Here is a 20019-nt window from a genome sequence, read left to right on the forward strand (position 1 = left end):
GAAAAGGCTGCTCGATAGAGCAGCCTTTTTTGTTTTATTATATTTTCACAAGCATTTTATTTCAATAAAAATACTAATGGAATAGCGGCACGACGCTGCCAGTCTTTTTCATTATGTATGTGCCCTTCAAATTTTTTGTACAGTAAGTCCTCTTCTGTATAACCTAGGTCCTTAAACATATCATTTACTCGTAGTTGATAAGGTTCATAATTATAATCTAGAGTTTTAGTACCGTGATCAAAATAGATTTTATGGCTACCAGCTTGCGGAACAGATGTAGGTAATTCCTTAATAAAAGCTTCTCCTAGAAGTGGTACAGGCCAGTGTGTACTTACACAACCTATTTTTCCATATACTTCTGGATATTTAATCATCGCATAAAGTGATATTAATCCACCCATGGAGCTACCCATTATGGCGGTATCCTCTGGTTTTGTAGAGGTTTGAAAATTCTCGTTTACAAATGGTCTTAGCTCATTGGTTAAGAATTTTAAATAATCATCACTGTATAATTTATCATATCCAGTGTTCTTTTTTAGTTCCGCTTTCGCGAAAGCGGACTCGGTCAACTCACCAGGTAACTGTGGCATGTATTCACTAAAACGTTTTTTATTGGTATTCCATGCAGTAACCACGATAGTAGGTTGTATAGCCTGTGCCGTAGTTAGAGAATCCATTTTTTGATCCATTTCCCAAGCAACACCGGTGTAAGCAGTTTCTTTGTTAAAGACGTTCTGTCCATCGTGCATATAGAGAACTTGGTATTTGATACCTTTTTGTGGATAACCTTCAGGAAGCCATATTTCTACATTGCGATTATCTACAAAATTGGATTTAAAATCGTTGTAATATAAAATGGTATCGTTTTGTATTGCTGTGTCAAAACGAGTCATTTGAACTGTTTGCTTTGCAGTAGGTTCAAAAACATTAGTTGGAGAATTGTTTTTACAACTTAAAAATAAGGCAATAGTTGTTAGAATAGAAATAAAGAAAGTTGTTTTCATAAATGGTTAATTTGAGTGGCCGTGTTGCTCTTGTGCATACTGTTGTAATTCTCCCTTACCAGATAATCCTAATTTCTGGATCATGTTTTTTCTATGCTTGTTAACTGTACTTATGGCTGTACCGCGTTCTTCGGCTATGTCCTGACTGGATAGTCCTTTGGCTATGGAAATAAGTATGTCTCGTTCACTTCTAGAGAGTATGTTCTTTTTTACCTTAAAAGATTTGATTTCTTCTAGCTGTGCGGTCATGTGCTCATCAAAGTAAACTTTACCTTCATAAACGTCTTTTACAGCCTGTCTTAAATGTATTAACGGACTGCTTTTAAGTGCATACCCATCTGCACCAGCGTCTAGCATGTCTTTTATAGCACCAGTGTTGTCAAACATGCTTAGGGCTATAACCTTAGTAGACGGTCTTAATTTTTTGATGGCTTTACACAATTCTATACCATTCATGTCTGGCATGCTTATGTCAGTAAGGACCACGTCTGGTAATGAATTTTCTATGCGCTGCATCATCTCTACACCATTACTAGCAGCGTATAAAACTCTAATTATAGGATCTTGTTCTAAAAATAATTTAAGACCATCACTTAGGGAAATGTGATCTTCGGCAATAGCTACTGTAATCATACCAGGGGAATTTCTATACTTATGGTGCAACCACCTTTTTCTATGTTAGAGTCTACTGTAAATGTACCATTCATGTCATTTACTCTCTTTTTTATGTTATCAAGACCCATACCATTTTTTAAGACTTTATTAGGGTCAAAACCTTTACCGTTATCTTCTACCATGATATCCAGTATGTTATCATAACCAGTAATATTTATACTAGCCTCTGTAGCATGAGCATGTTTCATGATGTTGTTAATCAATTCTTGAATAATTCTGAATAAATAGAGTTCTGTAGAGTTGCTTAGACTGCCTTTTAATCCACTGTGAATTACTTCTACATCTAGATCACCAGATTTATTGATTTTATGAGCTAGATCTTTTAAACTACTTATCCAGCCGTCTTCACTTAATACCCTACTGTTTTGCGTGTGAGATAGGGTACGTACTTTTAAATAAGTATCATTAAGAATGTGATGAGCATTTTCAAGTATAGATCTAGAGTCATTATCTAGCGTGCGTTCTTTTACATTTTCAATAGAAACTCTTATGGCAGTAAGAGAGCTACCTAGGTCGTCATGTAAATCTGACGCTATTTTGAGACGTTCTTTTTCTTGTCCAGCGATCATAGCATCTATACTAGCCAGTTCTTGATCTCTCATTAATTTAAGTTCCTTTTGTTCTTGAGCTAGTTTTCTAGCTACCATTATCTTTTTAGTCTTATAAAAATTTAAAAGAAAATATCCTGCGGTACCTAATGCCATGGTGAGTAGGAATAGCAACATATATATGCGCGATTCACTTTTAGAATTTTCAGCTTCTAATTCGGCATTGAGTAATTCTTTTTCGGCAGTTTCATATTTAGTTTGTAATTCATTGAGTTGTTGTGCATTTTGAGAAGCAGACAGGGTATCATTCATGTCTAGATGCTGGTAATAAAAATCTGTGGCAGCTTCAAACTTTTGATTATAAGTAAGAATATCTGCTTTATTGCGTAAAATAGTTAACAGTAATTGATGATCTGATTGAGAACGTGCTAGTTCCTCGGCCTCATTAATATTGTCTAGTGCCGCTGGGTATTCTCCTATAGCAGTTTTTAACATGGCCATATTGTTAACACGTTGTGCTATGGATAATGTATCCTTGGTTTTGCGAGATCTTTTTAAGTTACGTTCAAAATAAAACAGAGCAGAATCGTTCCTACCTTGAAAATAGTGGATGGTTCCCATGTTATTTTCAATGTCTAACAACTCTTTTTGCAAGTCGTTTTCCTCAGCAATGCGCTGCATTTGATAATTATACTTTAAGGCTAGCTGATAATCTTCACCCACAAGTTCAGAATAAAAAGAATTGAATATGCAGTCTATTTTAAGTTTGGGATCATTTAATTCTTCGGCGATGTTACAATTTTCTTCTATAAGAGATGGTGCTGCTGTACTGTATTCAAATACAGCGTTTGCAATATCGATCATATAATCGTTTGCATTATAGATAACCATTTTTCTAGCAAAATTTTTCAGGTTCTTAACCTTTAGTAAGGTCTTATATGCAACAACAAAATCGTTTTCTTTGTATTCTATTATACCTTCATTGAGCAAGTAACTAGCTTGATCCTCTTTGGATAATGAAGAGAAATCGTATTGTTCTAATGCAAGCTTAGTTTTTGCTATCTCACCTTTATCGAGCATGGTAAGCATGTCGTTAAAAGGGACTAATTCTTGTGCAAATAATGATGTATAACTCCATAATAGAGTTAGTAAAAGCAGGGGAAATCTCATATCAGGTATTAGGGTAGGTACAATATAATCTTTTTGTATCAAAGGTTAAAAATACGGATACTATTATAGCAAACTGTTAGTAAAGGTGTAGTTTTTCATCGATAGAGTAAAAAAATAATCATTACCAAATTCGTATTTTTGAGATAAACATATAAAACCTTTAAACTCACTATATTCATGAAATATCTTAAAATTGCTGGTTGCATATTTGCTGCCTCTCTTACGTTTTCTTGTCAAGAGAAAATAGAAAAGAAACAAGAAACGGTTAAAACTGAAAAAGTAATAGATTTCAATTACAATGTCACAGAATTTGCTGACATAGGTGTTTTACGTTATCAAATTCCAGGTTGGGAAGAACTGACTTTAAAACAACAAAAATTAGTCTATTACCTAACCCAAGCAGGTTTAAGTGGTAGAGATATCACTTGGGATCAAAATTATCGTAACAATTTAGTTATAAGAAAAGGTTTAGAAAGTATCTATACCAATTATAAAGGTGATAAAACAACTGAAGAATGGCAACAATTTGAAACCTACTTAAAACGCATATGGTTTGCAAATGGTATTCATCACCATTATAGTATGGATAAGATGAAACCAGAATTTTCTAAAGAATTTTTAGTTACTTTATTGAGAGATCAAAGTCTAATTATGCCATCTGAAGCAGTAGATGTCATGTTTAACGATAAGGATTCTAAAAAAGTAGTTCTTGATAAAGACAAAGATATTGTACTCGAGAGTGCGGTTAATTTTTATGAACCAGGAATTACAACTGAAGAGGCTATAGCATTTTATAAAAGCCAACCAGTTGATAAAGAGACGCCAGTAGAAATAGGATTGAACTCTAGATTAATTAGAAAAGAGGGCAAATTAATGTCAGACGTTTACAAGAGTGGTGGTCTGTACGGTGCTGCAATTGATCAAATCATACACTACCTAAAACTAGCACAAGGCGTTGCAGAAACGGAGCAACAAGAAAAAGCTCTAGGTTTATTAATTGAATATTATCAAACTGGTGATCTAGAAAAGTGGGACGAATATTCTATCGCGTGGAGCACAAGTACAGAAGGTGCTGTGGACTGGATCAACGGTTTTATAGAAGTCTATAACGACCCTATCGCTTATAAAGGTAGCTATGAAACTATCGTACAGATAAAGGATTTTGAAATGTCACGCCAGATGAATGTCTTGAGTGAAAACGCACAATGGTTTGAAGATAATTCACCACTTATGCAAGAGCATAAAAAACCTAAAGTAACTGGAGTAAGCTATAAAACGGTAAATGTAGCAGGTGAGGCAGGAGACGCTAGTCCAGCGACACCTATAGGAGTGAATTTACCTAATAATACCTGGATACGATCTGTACACGGTAGTAAATCAGTTTCTCTTGGTAATATTATTGGTGCTTATGGTAACGCAGGTGGTTCTGGCAGATTAGATGAGTTTGCACACGATGAGAAAGAAATAGAACTTGAGAAAAAATACGGTGCCAAAGCTGATAAATTACACACAGCTCTTCATGAAGTGGTAGGGCATGCAAGTGGTCAGATTAACCCTGGAGTAGGAACGCCTAAAGAAACATTAGGTAGTTATAAATCTACTATAGAAGAAGGTCGTGCAGATCTTTTTGGGCTTTATTACCTTATGGACCCTAAGTTAGAGGAACTAGGCCTTGTCGACGACTGGAAAAATTACGGTATGGCTGCTTATGACGGTTATATAAGAAACGGCATGTTATCGCAGCTCGTACGTTTAGAATTAGGGCAGGATGTAGAAGAAGCCCACATGCGTAACAGACAATGGGTGAGTGCCTGGGTTTATGAAAAAGGTAAAGAGGATAATGTAATTGAAAAAGTGGTAAAGGACGGTAAAACTTATTATGATATTAAGGATTACGATAAATTGAGAGAGCTTTTTGGCCAACTTTTAAAAGAAACACAACGCATTACTAGCGAGGGTGATTTTAAAGCTGGACAGGCACTAGTAGAGAACTATGGTGTAAAAGTAGATCAAGATATTCATAAAGAAGTGCTGGAGAGAAACAGTAAGTTCAAAGCTCCAGCTTATAGAGGTTTTGTAAACCCTGTTATCGTTCCTACTATGGATGGTGATTCTATATCAGGTTTTTCTATTGAACAACCTAAAAGCTTTGAAGAACAAATGCTTATGTACTCAAAGAATTATGGCCATTTAGATTAAGAAATTTATAATTCCGCTTTCGCGAAAGCGAGATCACAAAAAGCACTAGAAGAGATTCTGGTGCTTTTTTTATTTCTGTAAACCAAATTTTATGGCAACGAGAAGTAAAATAAAAGCTATAAAGCCTATAAGTATCCAGAATACGCCTTTGTAATTTTTCTTATGTAATTTTTTATCTTTTAAGTACATAACGGAAATAATGACTACAAAAACTAAGAAAAAACCTATTCCAAAATTAATCTGACCACTACTGAACATAGGATCTTTTAAAACTAATGGCAATGCACTCATAGAAAACTTATTTTTACAAAATTACAAACCAATACTAGCAAATACACCATAGATATGAAGAAACAAATAGAAAGTGTCCATAAATTTCACACCGCTTTTAAATTAGGTAAGAATAGTAAACCGGTTGCTCACATCACAGAACGTAGAAATAAGTTGCGATATGAGTTGATGAAAGAAGAAAATGAGGAATATCTAGAAGCAGCACAAAATGATGATCTCGTAGAGGTTGCAGACGCTTTAGGAGACATGCTTTATATTCTTTGCGGTACAATTATAGAACATGGAATGCAAGATGTCATAGAAGACGTTTTTGATGAAATACAACGATCTAATATGTCTAAGTTAGGAGAAAATGGTTTGCCTATTTATCGAGAAGATGGTAAGGTTCTAAAAGGGCCCACTTATTCAAAGCCTAATTTTGATAAGATTTTAAAGAATTTTATGTAATAATTTTAAAATAGAGTAGTGTAAGTGGCTTCTTATTATGAGAAACCATTATAAATAAAAAGCGAGCTATTTTAAATAGCTCGCTTTTGTAATTTATGATAAGTGTGTTTATCGTTTCAGGGCAAAATGGCCTTTAAAACTACGTCCATCACTTAATTCTACTAAGTACCAGTAATCACTAGATGGCATAGGAGTACCATTATAATTACCATCCCATCCTGCACCGGTAGGGCTTACTTGTTTTAATAATTTACCGTATCGGTCAAATATATAGATAGTAGCATCTGGTATAGTTTCTACAGCTATTACTTGCCATGTGTCGTGGTATCCATCTTGGTTAGGAGTAAAGTAAGGTGGTCCACCTATGATTACGGCATCCATCGATACTGTTCCACAACCATTTTTATCTCTTACAAAAATGGTATAGAAACCAGGATAAAGGTTATTAAATCGCTGACTGTCTTGATATACAAAGTTGTCTAGAGAGAATTCATAATCACCGCTTCCTGTTACAATAGCAGTAAGAGTGTTAGTGTTTACCTCAAACTGTCCTACATCTATACGCTCTATTACAGCTACATCAGACTCTACTACTGTAATTGTTGCCGTACTATCACATCCATCTGCATTAGTTACCGTCACTGTATAATCACCACCACTAGCAACGTCTATAGTTCTAGATGTAGCTCCAGTAGACCATAAGTAACTAGAGAATCCTGCACCTGCATCTATATTTTCTGCAACACCAGCACAAATAGTATAAGGACCTTGATCTGCAATAACCGGTCTAGCAAATACTTCTATTAAGAAACTAGAAACGTCATAACAATCAGTATTTGATGTGTTTTCTATTCTTGCATATATAGTTTGTGCTCTTGTTGTATTAGTATAAGGAAAGGATAATGCGTTCACATCGTTGTCAGCATCTGCCTGACTAACGTGGTATGTAACATCAAAGTCGGTAGTACTTTGTCCATTATAAATGGCAGCATCTTGAGAGCTGAAATCAAACTCTTCAAAGCCATCATTACTCACGTCATCACAACCTACTATATCTGCACCGATTCCGGCTGTAGGCTCCACACTTACTGTAAGAGTAAAGCTTGTGAAATCAGCACAAACTGGGTTTATAGCAGATTCTATTCTTACAAAAATAGTTTCTGGTGTAGTAGTGCTACTAGCATACATAGTAGGTAGCGCAGCAGTATTCATATCTGCATCGTTTTGTGATGGGTGGAAAGTGATATTGAAATCATTTGGATTCTGACCATCTAATACTTGACTATTTGCAAGACTTAGGTCAAATACTTCACTACCATCATTTCCTGGATCATCACAAGTTATCATATCTGCAACAGTGTTTGCTGTAGGAGTAGGGCTTATAACAAATTGGAATGTCGTTGTACTGTAACACATGTCATTATCTGCATTATCTATCCTAGCAAATAAGTTAGGTGTAGAGCTGGTCACAGCATAAGGACTTGCTAGAGGTGAAACATTATTATCGGCATCTGCTTGAGTTGCGTGATAAGTTACATTAAAACTAGTGTTGGTCTGTCCGTTTAAAATTTCTGCATCAAACTGAGATAAGTTAACGTCTTCAGTTCCATCATTAGAAATGTCATCACATACTATTATGTCTGCAGGTGTACCAGCTAGTGGTAATGGATCTACAAAAATGTCAAACATTTCTGTATCATAACATCCGGTATTACTGTTAGTTTGTATTCTCACAAATAAAGTAGTAGAACCACTATTGTAAATAGTAGTTAATGGTGTGGCACCACCTACACTTCCTAAATCAGCATCTGCTTGAGATGTAAAGTACTCTATTGTAAAGTTAGTAGCAGTTTGTGTACCTAATACTTCAGCATCTTTAGTACTAAGATCAAAGTCTTCTAATCCATCGTTAGTTATATCATCACATAACCTGTATTCAGTAACAGGGTTTGCTATAGCTTGCGCGTCTAGAATAATATTGATAGGTGTTGTGCTAGCACAAGTCATGTTATCGCTATTATCAACTCTTACAAAAACAGTTGATGTTCCTAAATTTACGGTGTAAGCTGTGGTGATTTCTGCAGTGTCATTATCAGCATCTGCTTGAGTTGGGTGATAAGAAATTACAAAGTTAGGAGAGGTCTGTCCATTTAATACCGCGGTATCAAATTGTGTAAGATCTATATCTTCAGTACCGTCGTTAGTTACATCATCACAAAGAACTAAATCTGAAACTGGATTTGCTACTGGTAAATCATCTACAATAAGATCAAATGTTGTTGTATCAAAACAGCTTGTGTTTATTAAGTTCTCAATACGTACATACATCGTCTGGCCAGCACTACTGTACATGTCATTAACTGCAGTTGCTCCTCCCACAGTACCTAAATCAGCATCTGCTTGGGAAGTAAAGTATTCTATGTTGAAATCTGCAGCTGCTTGAGTTAACAGTATTTCAGGATTTCTAGTAACAAGGTCAAATACTTCAGAATTGTTATTTGAAATGTCATCACATAATCTATAAGTAGCTATAGGATTTGCTACAGGTTGTGCATCTAGTCTTAATTCAAACGACGTTGTATCAAAACAAGGTTCATTATTTAAATTATCTATCCTTACAAACAAAGTAGTTGTAGCAGTCAGGTCATATGAATTAGGTAGATCATTAGCACCTGTATCAGCATCTGCTTGTGAGATGTGGTACGTTATTACATAATCAGGATCTGTTTGAGTTCCTAAAACTTCGGCATCAAAATCTGAAAGTGTTATAATCTCAGAGTTATCATTTGCAGTATCACACACTGCGACATCCATTACAGCGTTTGCAGTAGGAGTAGACCATATAAAAAGATCTACTTCTGTGGTAGATGTACAACCACCTGGGCTGTTGTCTTGCAACCTTATAAAAATAGTCTCCATATCAGGAGTTGTGTTAGTATAAGAAGTTGGGTTCATAATAGGATTTGAAGCAGTACTTGCATCTGCAGCAGTCACATGATAAGAGATAGTAAATGCAGTTGCTGGTAATCCATTCAGAACTTCAGTTTCGGTAGTTGTTAAATCAAATGTTGATATACCATCATTATCGTCATCACAAACGACTAAGTCTGTAGGTCTAGTAGCACCAGATCCAGAAGCTACTATAACATCAAAGAACCCTGTATCAAAGCAAAGACTTGAAGTAGCATTTTCTTCATTTGTGATCCTTACATAAATTGTTGTAGTACCGACAGGGAAATCATATGGCATTGTAATGCTCGATACATTATTATCTGCAGCATTTTGTGATAAGAAATACTCGATCATAAAATTAGGATCTATCTGGGTATCTAATACTTGTGGAGATTCTGCAATTGTTAAATCTCTAGTTTCTATACCGTCACCATCACTATCACATAAAAATACATCTGCTACAGGATTTGCTATAGGATTTGCATAAATAGTTATGTCTTGAGAGGCTGTAAATCTAAAACCACCATTACGTACAATTAAAGTAACTGTATAAACTCCTGGAGCAGGAAAAGTATGAATAGGGTTAAGAACTGTACTGGTCGGTGAACCATCACCAAAATTCCAAGTTACTGTAGAAGTAGGACAAAAGTCGGCTGTAGATGCTTCAAATTGAATAGGTGTCTGATCACAAAAGTTAACCTGATTGATAGAGGCGCCGCCACTACCACCACCAGAAACAGATTCATATGAGTTAAAAGAAGGTTCAAAGAAGGAAGTTATAAAAGGAGGTAACCCTTCTCTTGAATTATTATTTAAAGGAATTCCATCGTCAATATAATTTGCAGCAGCACCAACTGAATCTGGAGATCTTATCACACCTAACCAAGGTTGACAAGCACGAGCATGATAAATTTTACCATCTATACCTAATTGTAATGCTCCTCTTTCACTATTATTTGCTCCATTTGCAGCAAAAACGAATGGAGTAGAGTTCCATCCACCTCCACTATTTATATTATATTGAAGAATTTCTCTATTAACGGATGTACTACATCCATTTCCTCCAGAAGCAGAATTAGCATTTAGATAAATTAATTGAGAATCAGGTGAAAACTCTGCACCATAAAAATGATCAATAATATTGTTAGAAGTGGTAAGAGCAACAGGATTACTAACTACACCAGTTGCTGTGTCAAAATCAGTAAGATATGCTGTTCCAGCTGGTTCTACAGATGTGTTTGCAATTTTACTTCCATCTGGGGATAATCTTATATAACCACGAGCATCTGTAAGTGAAGATGTTACTGGAAGGGTTGAATCCACACCTCTAGAAGCAAGTATAATACCACCGGCGGCAGGATAAGCACTATATTCTCCACCGTTTTCAAATGTCACGATCCAATAGAAACTACCGTTATCACTTAATGTTGCGGTTACTTTTTCTTGAGTATCAGCTTGTATAAGAATATCTCTACGACCTGCGATAACGTCACCTAGTCCACCATTTAAATTCATGTCTACAATACTGTACCTTAATCCAGCAAAAGAACTTATAGTAATAACAAAATAACGGTCTGCAACACCTAAATCAGGAATAATTATGGCAGATTGTGCACTAGATCCATTTCCAGATAGTCCAGTACCATTAGCCATTGCTACACCGTTTCTATTCCATATAGTTTGCCCATCTGAATACATTTGAAGAATTCCACATGGGTCGGAAATGGTACTACAACCTTCGGCTGTGGCAAGGCTACCGGCAGGAGCTGCTACAGGTGCTCCAGAATTAAAATCTACACTAGCATTATCTCCAAAAAACCACCAGGCGGCTTCTAACTGTCCAAATGACAATATGGGAATCGATAAAAAGAATAAGAGGAAAAGTTTTTTCATGGCTTTATAGTTTTGAGAGCCGTAAATTAGTCATTTTTTTCCAATTCTATAAAATCACAATAAAATAGTTAAATTGATAAATATTTAACATTAAATTTTTAAAGGAAAAGTAATTTTCCTATCCTTGTATTATAAAGATGGCCGGTCTCTTATGTAGATCTGGAATTTGTTTTTTCCATAAATCTACAGTTAATGTCTTAATGAACTCTGTAGGTAAACTTATATCACAGGCTATGCATATTTTAGTCCTACTATTTAAAGAGACTAAAAGTTCTTCAATCATTTTATTATTGCGATAAGGAGTTTCTATAAAAGATTGCGATTGATTATTTTTAATAGAAAAATTTTCTAAATCTTTTAATTTTTTACGTCTTTCTTGCTTATCAATAGGTAAGTAGCCGTTAAAGGCAAAATTTTGACCATTTAGACCACTAGACATCATAGCCATAAGTATAGAACTAGGTCCTACTAGAGGTTGTACTCGTATACCTTTTTCATGAGCTATTGCAATCACGTCTGCACCTGGGTCTGCAATTCCTGGAACACCAGCTTCACTCATTAAGCCCATATCTTTACCTTCTAGGCAGGGTTGTAAGAATGATGGTAACTCGCTAGACTCCGTAAACTTGTTGATAGTAGAAAAACTCAAAGTAGGTTGCGCCTTTGCTGGATGTATACTTTTTATAAATCTTCTTGCCGTTTTTTCATTTTCAACTATATAATCATCCACCATTTCAACTACCTTTTTTACTGATAATGGTAGTACCTCTAGAGGGCTTATGTCACCTAATGTTACTGGGATAAGAAACAATCTTCCTTTTGCTTGCATGGCTTTTAATTGTATTGTGTTATTGTTGTGGATCTCGCTTTCGCGAAAGCGTAACTATTATAAATCTATAATTTGATATATCTTTTTATGGCGTATGTAACTAGCTACAAGATGTAAAACCTGGCCATGATCTTCTATAGGAGTCAAGAGGCTTTTTAACATTTTAATGTCCGTCATTTGTATTCTTAAATTTACAAACGCATAACCAGTGACTCTACCATTTTCTATCAGTATGACACTGCGCTCACTAGCTTCACGACCTTTATCAACTAATATTTTATTGGTAGCTTTAAGACTATAGGTTGTGATAATTTCATTTACTGTTTCATTAAGTAGGTCTAGGGACTCTGTAACTGCTGTATTTTGATGAATGCTTAGACTAGCATCATTATGTGGTAATTTTCTAAATTTTACTGATGTACCGTATTTTTTTTCTAATTTTTCTAAAAAACTATAACCAGATCTAGAAGAAGAAAAGGTGATGATGTAATTAGGGTCTTTAACAACTGATTTTACAAAAAAACGAGGTGTTTGGTTTGTATCGTAATATATATAAAGACCGTGAGAAAAGTTATTTCTTTTAATTCTTCCATTGAGTGCAGGCGTGTGTTTTCTTATCTCAATATGTTCTTTTAAGATAGAGACCATCTCGCTACCGGTTTTTTCAAAAGTAATTTCGGCAACCTTTTTTTGAATCTCTTTTGATTTTTTATTAGAACCAGTAAATAGTTGAGTGACGCGCTTTTTTATGTTTTTGCTCTTGCTGATAAATAGTATAGTACCGTTTACATCATACACATAGAATACACCTGTAGCTGCTGGTAATTGGTCTACTATTGCTTTAAGGTTAGGTTCTATTTTTAAAGGCTTAAAATGTTTTAAGCTTTTTGAAATAATTTCTTTATTAATATCCTTTTGTAATAACAACTTGAACAGTTTTACTGTTGCTAGTGCATCACCAGTAGCACGGTGTCTATCTGTTAATGGTATACCTAATGATCTGGTTAGCTTACCTAAGTTATAACTATCCTGGTCTGGCAATAGGCTTTGTGCCAACTCTACAGTGCAAAGTGTAGGGCGTTCAAATTCATAACCTAATCTATCAAATTCTAACCTGAGCATGCGGTGATCAAATCCTGCATTATGTGCAACTAGGGTAGTACCTTCTGTAATTTCTATGATTCTTTTTGCAACTTCATAAAACTTAGGCGCACGTTTTAACATGGCATTATTGATACCAGTTAATTTTACTACAAAGGGTTGTATTTCTTTTTCTGGATTAACTAGACTAGCAAATTGATCAATAATTTCATGACCATCAAATTTATAGATGGCTACTTCTGTAATGCCTTCTTCATTATATTTTCCTCCAGTGGTTTCTACATCTACTATTGCGTACAAATATTCTGTTTTAAAAGATAGAATTATCTAGTTATTTGAGTGTGTAAGCTAATAAAAAAAGCCATGTAACAAACATGGCTTTTACTTTTTTTATAATAAGATTTATTAAATCTTAGAGCCGTAGATTTTTGTGTAAAGATCTTGATAGCGTGCTTTAATATTTCTACGTTTTAATTTTAAAGTAGGGGTAAGGTGCTCTGCCTCGATAGTCCATTCTTCTGGAGTTAACTCAAAGGTTTTTACACGTTCCCATTTTCCAAACTGTTTATTATGGTGCTCTATTTCTCTTTGAAATCTAGCAATTACTTGTTCATTTTTACAAAGATCTTCTATGCTTGTAAATGAAATGTTTTTGCGCTTTGCCCAGTCTTTAAGGAAATCAAAATTAGGCTGTATAAAGGCCGCAGGCATTTTTTCACCTTCACCTATTACCATAATTTGTTCTATAAAACGGCTTTGTTTCATAGTATTTTCTATAACCTGTGGTGCGACATATTTACCACCAGATGTTTTAAACATCTCTTTTTTACGGTCTGTTATTTTAAGGAATCCTTCAGCGTCTATTTCTCCTATATCACCGGTACGGAAATAACCATCATCATCAATAGCTTCTTTAGTTTTCTCATCGTCCTTATAATAACCTAGCATGCGCTGTGGTCCGTTGATGATTATCTCACCATCTTCGGCAATTTTAACATCGGTATTAGGCAGCATTTTACCTACGGTCCCTATTTTAAAACCTCCATTACGTAAATCGTTTACTGATATTACAGGACTGGTTTCTGTTAATCCATATCCTTCCATAACTGGCACGCCAGCAGCATTAAATACTCTTGCTAGTCTAGGTTGCAAAGCAGCACTACCACTAGCTATGGCTAGTAGGTTACCACCTAGTGCTTCTTTCCATTTTGAGAAGATTAATTTTTTTGCAAGACCTAATTTACGTTCATACCACCATCCATTTGCTCCGTAAGGCTCCCATTCTAGACCTAAATCTACAGCCCAAAAGAACAATTTCTTTTTAATCCCTGTTAAATCCGTACCCTTTGCGATAATCTTGTCATATACCTTTTCTAATAATCGAGGTACAGCACTCATTACTTCTGGTTTTACTTCTTTAAGGTTATCAGATATCTTATCAATAGATTCTGCAAAATAGATTCCTGTACCGGTATAGATATACATATATTGTAACATGCGTTCATATATATGACAAACCGGTAGGAAGCTCAAAGATTTTGAAATTCCGATTTCTATAGGTAAACGACTAGAACTGTGCATCGCATTACTAGCAATGTTCTCATGAGATAACATAACACCTTTAGGACGTCCAGTTGTACCAGATGTATATATTAAGGTAGCTAGATCTTCTATCTTAATAGTTGCCATTATTTCTTCTAGCTCTGACTGATTGCTGTCATCTTTACCTAATTCTTTTATTTCTTTCCAACTTTTACAACCAGGGATGTCGTCAAATGAATATACTTCTATTAAAGAAGCAACTTCATTTTTAATGTTCATGACTTTATCATAAACTTCTTTATCAGAAACAAATACGTATTTTGATTCACTATGATTTAAGACATAAGCATAATCTGATTCTGAAATAGTAGGATACACTGGTACGTCTTGCGCACCTGTTTGCATAATACCTATATCCATAATATTCCACTCGGTTCTATTTGTAGTAGAAATAAGTGCAATTTTATCATTCTTTTGTATTCCTAACCTTAATAAACCTCTTGAAATCGAGTTAGCTTGCTCGACAAAAGATGCCGTTGAAGTTTTAACCCATACACCATTAACTTTAGAAACTAGAGAATCTTCACGTGGATATAATTCTAGTTGATAATGGGGGAAATCGAAAAGTCTTTTATATTGCATGTTGTCCATTTAGATTTTTATACGGCTTAAATATAAGAAATAGGCTGCTTATTAAAATGATAAAAAAACAAATAAATTATCACGATTAATGTAATTATAGGCTCTTAGGGCCAGTCTTTTTAGTGAGTTTGTGAATTTTCCACATGTTTGTAGTCTCAATTAATAATATGGTCTAGACATAAGTTGTATCCTTAAAATATTTTTAAATTATTCCTCTAATCTATAGTTTTAATAAGCTGTAGAAGGTAAATAGTGATTTTTAATACCTTGATTAACAATAATGAAGGTGATAATTTTCAATGTACTATTTTATATTAAATAGGTAACTGATTATTTAATAAAATTAATTTTAATTATAGAATTATTTCCTAAAAATACCGATGAACAACAAATATTTTATGATGAACTATCTATGAAAGAAGCATGGTACGATAGATTAAAAAAATTAATTTGAATCACTCAATAATAACACTAATTAACCATATTACCTGGTTCATTTCTCACTACAGGCGACAAATTTATTATGTTAAGAATAGTTTTCCTGGCTTAAAAATTCACTTTTTTAATTAACAACTCCATAAAAAAAAACCACCTAAATCTTTCATTTAAGAGTAGGTGGTCATTATTATAAAATGCACTATCGAATTTTAAACTTCTACAGAATCTGTTTGATTCCTGAAGACCAATTCCTTCTCAAATGCATCTACCAAAACGATACTGTCTGAAGCTATTTTTCCAGATAAAATCTCCTTAGAAAGTTCATTAAGCACTTCTTTTTGGATGACACGTTTTACCGGTCTTGCACCATACTGTGGATCATAACCTTTTTTAGCTAGCAGTTTGATCGCTTGATCTGTGGCATCAATTATAATTCCTTGTTGTGCAAGAAGTTTGCTAACTCCTTTAAATTGTAAGCCTACAATTTCCTTTATTTCTTCCTTATTTAAAGGTGTAAACATGACAATATCATCGATACGGTTGATAAACTCTGGACGTACACGTTGTTTAAGAACAGCGAGCACTTCATTTTTTGTTGAATCGATTAAGGTTTCTATTTCTCCATTAAAATTCTCAAATTTTTGTTGGATAATATCAGCTCCCATGTTAGATGTCATTATAATGATTGTGTTTTTAAAATCTGCAACACGTCCTTTATTATCAGTTAATCTACCTTCATCTAGTACTTGTAATAAAATATTAAAAGTATCTGGATGTGCTTTTTCTATCTCATCTAGTAATACCACACTATAAGGTTTTCTTCTTACAGCTTCAGTAAGTTGTCCACCCTCGTCATAACCTACATATCCTGGAGGTGCACCTACTAGACGGCTCACACTATGTCGTTCTTGATATTCACTCATATCGATACGAGTCATAGAATTCTCATCGTTAAATAAATACTCTGCAAGTGCTTTGGCTAGTTCTGTTTTTCCTACTCCTGTAGTACCTAAAAATAAAAAGGACCCTACCGGTTTTTTCTGATCTTGTAGACCAGCGCGACTTCTTCTTACAGCGTCACTTACCGCTTGTATAGCCTCACTTTGTCCTACTACACGTTCATGAAGTTCTTCTTCTAGCTTGAGAAGTTTCTCTCTATCACTTTGTAACATTTTAGTTACAGGAATACCAGTCCACTTGGCTATTACTTCAGCAATATCTTCATAAGTAACCTCTTCTTGTATGAGGTTATTAGAATTGTCATTTGCTTCCATTGCAGCTTGTAATCGGTCTAATTCTTCTTGAGCTTGTTTGATTTTACCATATCTCAACTCTGCCACTTTACCATAGTCGCCATCACGTTCTGCACGATCTGCTTCTAATTTAAAGTTTTCAATGTCAGTTTTTGTATTTTGAATATTATCAACGACACTTTTTTCGTTCTCCCATTGCGCATTAAGTTCGTTACGAGATTCTTTAAGGTTTGCCACCTCAGATCGTAAGTTCTTTAATTTTGCTTCGTCATTTTCTCTTTTAATAGCCTCGATTTCTATCTCTAGTTGCATGATTTTACGATCGAGTACATCCAGTTCTTCTGGCTTAGAGTTAATTTCCATACGCAGTTTTGCTGCAGCCTCGTCCATTAAATCAATAGCCTTATCTGGCAAAAATCTATTAGTAATATAACGTTGTGATAATTCTACTGCGCCTATAATAGCCTCGTCCTTAATCTGTACTTTGTGGTGTGTTTCATACTTATCTTTAATACCACGTAGTATAGAAATAGCACTTTCTGTATCAGGCTCATCTACCACAACTTTTTGGAAGCGTCTTTCTAGTGCTTTATCCTTTTCAAAATATTTTTGATATTCGTCTAGGGTAGTGGCACCTATTGCACGCAGCTCACCACGAGCTAGGGCAGGTTTTAAAATGTTTGCGGCATCCATAGCACCTTCACCGCCACCAGCACCTACAAGTGTGTGAATTTCGTCTATAAATAATACTACATTTCCAGCACTGCTAGTTACTTCTTTAACTACCGCTTTTAATCGTTCTTCAAATTCTCCTTTATACTTGGCACCAGCGATAAGCGCCCCCATATCTAGAGAAAATATTTGCTTATCCTTAAGATTATCTGGTACATCACCAGCCACTATACGGTGTGCGAGACCTTCGGCTATTGCGGTTTTACCTACACCAGGTTCTCCTACTAGCATAGGGTTGTTTTTTGTACGTCTGGATAATATTTGAAGAATGCGACGTATTTCTTCATCACGACCTATGACTGGATCTAGTTTCCCTTGATCTGCTAGTTGATTTAAGTTTTTTGCATACTTATTAAGGCTATTGTACGTTTCTTCGGCACTTTGTGAATCTACCTTATTACCATTTCTTAATTCTTCAATAGCCATTTCTAGATTCTTTTTAGAAATACCTTGATCTTTAAGAATTTGTGCAGTCTTTGATTTACCATCAAACATGGAGATCAATAAGTGTTCTATACTTACATAATCGTCTCCCATTTTTGTGGCCAGCGTCATAGATGCATTTAAAACTCTATTAGTCTCTCTAGATAGTTGTAGTTCTCCGCCTTCTACTTTAGGTAACGATGTAATTTGACTTTTAAGTAGTTGTATAACTAGGTCTAAATTCACATTTAGTTTTTTGAATAAAAACGGCAAGACATTCTCGTCTACCATAGTTATCGCAAGTAATAAATGTACGTTCTCAATTTGTTGTTGTCCGTACTCTTGTACAAGTTGCTGTGCTTGCTGCAAAGCCTCTTGGGATTTTATAGTTAATTTATTTGGATTCATATATATTGTTTTAGATGTATTATGTTATGTTGGGTAGTAGTCAATTCTTATACCTTTTTCATAAATTGACATTTAGACAGATTTATATTACATTTTAACAGACATTATGACGTGTTTATAAAAGCATTGTGAGATTTTATGACGCTATAACCTATCTTTGTATCTTAGATTATAATAAGGAGTAGAGCAGGTCTTTATTCCGCTTTCGCGAAAGCGATAAAATTAATAGCATATGGGATTTATGGACAAGCTGTTTAAATCACAGCGAGATATAGCAAAAGAAGAGATGGATGGTATTCAATGGGATACATTAGAATCCATTGATCAGTTGGATAATATTATCAAAAATTCTAGTATCAAACCCAAAGTAATCTTTAAGCACAGCACAAGATGTGGTATTTCTAGAATGGTTTTTAACCAGTTTCAAAAAGGGTATGAAAGTAACGATGACAATGTGACTTATTACTTGCTAGACCTATTATCGTATAGAGATGTAAGCAACGCCGTAGCTCAAAAATTAAATGTGGTACATCAATCACCGCAAGTAATTATTATTTTTAATAAAGAAGTGGTGCATACGGAATCTCACCATGGTATTGATATTAAAAAAGTTCAACAAATTGTAAGTAGTAAAAATTAGAAATATGAAAAAGACTACCATTATTTTAGCACTCACTGCGACATTGTTCCTTTCTTCTTGTGCTACAAATGTATTCACTGGTAAAAAGACATTAAAGCCTATAGGAAATGATCGTCTTTTCCCGATGGCATTTTCTCAATATGATGAATTCCTTGATGAAAATAAGGTAATTACAGGTACATCAGATTCTAAAATGATTGCAACCGTAGGTAGTAAAATTAAAACTGCTGCCCAAAGATGGTTAAATGCAATAGGTCATCCTGAGTATTTAGATGGTTATGAATGGGAATATAATTTGGTTAATGATCCTGCAGTAAATGCATGGGCTATGCCAGGTGGAAAAATAGTTTTTTACACAGGTATTTTACCTATCTGTCAAGATGAAACAGGTGTTGCTATAGTTATGGGGCATGAAGTAGCACACGCACTAGCTAACCATGGTGGACAACGTATGAGTGCTGCTCAATGGCAATCCATCATAGGTACTGGAGTAGCTGTCGGATCACAAGCCGCAGGTCTAGAGTCGGGAACTCAGAATTTAATTAATCAAGCTTATGGTGTAGGATCTCAAGTGGGTGGTATGTTACCATTTTCTAGATCTCATGAGACTGAAGCAGATAAAATAGGACTGTATCTAGCTGCGATGGCTGGTTATAACCCAGACGAAGGTGCTCTTTTATGGGAACGTATGAAAGCAAATAGTGGAGGACAGTCTACTCCTCAAATATTAAGTACACATCCATCTAACGATAGTCGTATTGCAAACCTTAGAGAACTTGCTCCACTTGCAAAAGCAGAGGCAGCAAAATATGGTGTAACTTCATTTAAATAA

General features: G+C 34.9%; 13 protein-coding genes. 4 read left to right on the top strand and 9 right to left on the bottom strand.

The window, feature by feature from the left end:
* Window positions 1–56: 56 nt before the first annotated feature.
* The 3 genes from ACJJVN_RS08270 to ACJJVN_RS08280 are packed head-to-tail and all read right to left on the bottom strand — an operon-like array spanning window position 57 to window position 3397.
* Window positions 57–1004 carry an alpha/beta hydrolase gene (locus tag ACJJVN_RS08270; RefSeq protein WP_405377772.1) on the bottom strand — a complete coding sequence of 316 codons (948 nt, stop codon included), beginning with the start codon at window positions 1002–1004 and terminating at the stop codon, window positions 57–59.
* A 6-nt stretch (window positions 1005–1010) separates the two neighbouring features.
* A complete protein-coding gene (locus tag ACJJVN_RS08275; RefSeq protein ID WP_405368398.1) occupies window positions 1011–1637 on the bottom strand; it encodes a response regulator in 627 nt (208 codons plus the stop codon).
* Window positions 1634–3397: a sensor histidine kinase gene (locus ACJJVN_RS08280; protein ID WP_405377773.1), complete on the bottom strand. Its 1764-nt coding sequence runs from the start codon at window positions 3395–3397 to the stop codon at window positions 1634–1636. The genes ACJJVN_RS08275 and ACJJVN_RS08280 overlap by 4 nt, the downstream gene beginning before the upstream one ends.
* 177 nt (window positions 3398–3574) lie before the next feature.
* Between ACJJVN_RS08280 and ACJJVN_RS08285 the strand changes: the two genes are divergently transcribed.
* Entirely contained in the window at window positions 3575–5596 is a 2022-nt protein-coding gene (locus tag ACJJVN_RS08285; RefSeq protein WP_104514786.1) for a dipeptidyl-peptidase 3 family protein, read from the top strand.
* A 69-nt stretch (window positions 5597–5665) separates the two neighbouring features.
* On the opposite strand, the gene ACJJVN_RS08290 is transcribed toward ACJJVN_RS08285, so the two are convergent.
* Window positions 5666–5887: a hypothetical protein gene (locus ACJJVN_RS08290; protein WP_405377774.1), complete on the bottom strand. Its 222-nt coding sequence runs from the start codon at window positions 5885–5887 to the stop codon at window positions 5666–5668.
* A gap of 54 nt (window positions 5888–5941) precedes the next feature.
* Here ACJJVN_RS08290 and ACJJVN_RS08295 point away from each other — a divergent pair, with 54 nt between their 5' ends.
* Window positions 5942–6334 carry a nucleoside triphosphate pyrophosphohydrolase family protein gene (locus ACJJVN_RS08295; RefSeq protein WP_104514787.1) on the top strand — a complete coding sequence of 131 codons (393 nt, stop codon included), beginning with the start codon at window positions 5942–5944 and terminating at the stop codon, window positions 6332–6334.
* A 108-nt stretch (window positions 6335–6442) separates the two neighbouring features.
* Here the strand turns inward: ACJJVN_RS08295 and ACJJVN_RS08300 are convergent, their stop codons facing one another.
* From ACJJVN_RS08300 to clpB, 5 genes are all read right to left on the bottom strand, one after another.
* The gene (locus ACJJVN_RS08300) at window positions 6443–11179 is read right to left on the bottom strand and encodes a T9SS type B sorting domain-containing protein (RefSeq protein ID WP_405377775.1); all 4737 of its coding nucleotides are present in this window, start codon (window positions 11177–11179) and stop codon (window positions 6443–6445) included.
* A 118-nt stretch (window positions 11180–11297) separates the two neighbouring features.
* A complete protein-coding gene (locus tag ACJJVN_RS08305) occupies window positions 11298–12008 on the bottom strand; it encodes an SAM-dependent methyltransferase (protein WP_405377776.1) in 711 nt (236 codons plus the stop codon).
* A 57-nt stretch (window positions 12009–12065) separates the two neighbouring features.
* A complete protein-coding gene (locus ACJJVN_RS08310; RefSeq protein WP_405377777.1) occupies window positions 12066–13409 on the bottom strand; it encodes an exonuclease domain-containing protein in 1344 nt (447 codons plus the stop codon).
* Window positions 13410–13514: 105 nt separating this feature from the next.
* Complete coding sequence (locus ACJJVN_RS08315; protein WP_405377778.1) at window positions 13515–15293, bottom strand: AMP-dependent synthetase/ligase; 1779 nt, start codon at window positions 15291–15293, stop codon at window positions 13515–13517.
* A 647-nt stretch (window positions 15294–15940) separates the two neighbouring features.
* Window positions 15941–18547, bottom strand: coding sequence for an ATP-dependent chaperone ClpB (clpB, locus tag ACJJVN_RS08320; RefSeq protein ID WP_405377779.1), 2607 nt, complete (start codon window positions 18545–18547; stop codon window positions 15941–15943).
* 232 nt (window positions 18548–18779) lie between these two features.
* Between clpB and ytxJ the strand changes: the two genes are divergently transcribed.
* A complete protein-coding gene (gene ytxJ, locus ACJJVN_RS08325; RefSeq protein WP_104514792.1) occupies window positions 18780–19187 on the top strand; it encodes a bacillithiol system redox-active protein YtxJ in 408 nt (135 codons plus the stop codon).
* Between the two features lie 4 nt (window positions 19188–19191).
* Window positions 19192–20019 (top strand): M48 family metallopeptidase, encoded by an 828-nt coding sequence (locus ACJJVN_RS08330; RefSeq protein ID WP_104514793.1) that lies wholly within the window; start codon window positions 19192–19194, stop codon window positions 20017–20019.

Origin of the sequence: Nonlabens sp. Asnod3-A02 (assembly GCF_045063755.1) — a bacterium.
GTDB classification, from domain to species: domain Bacteria; phylum Bacteroidota; class Bacteroidia; order Flavobacteriales; family Flavobacteriaceae; genus Nonlabens; species Nonlabens xylanidelens.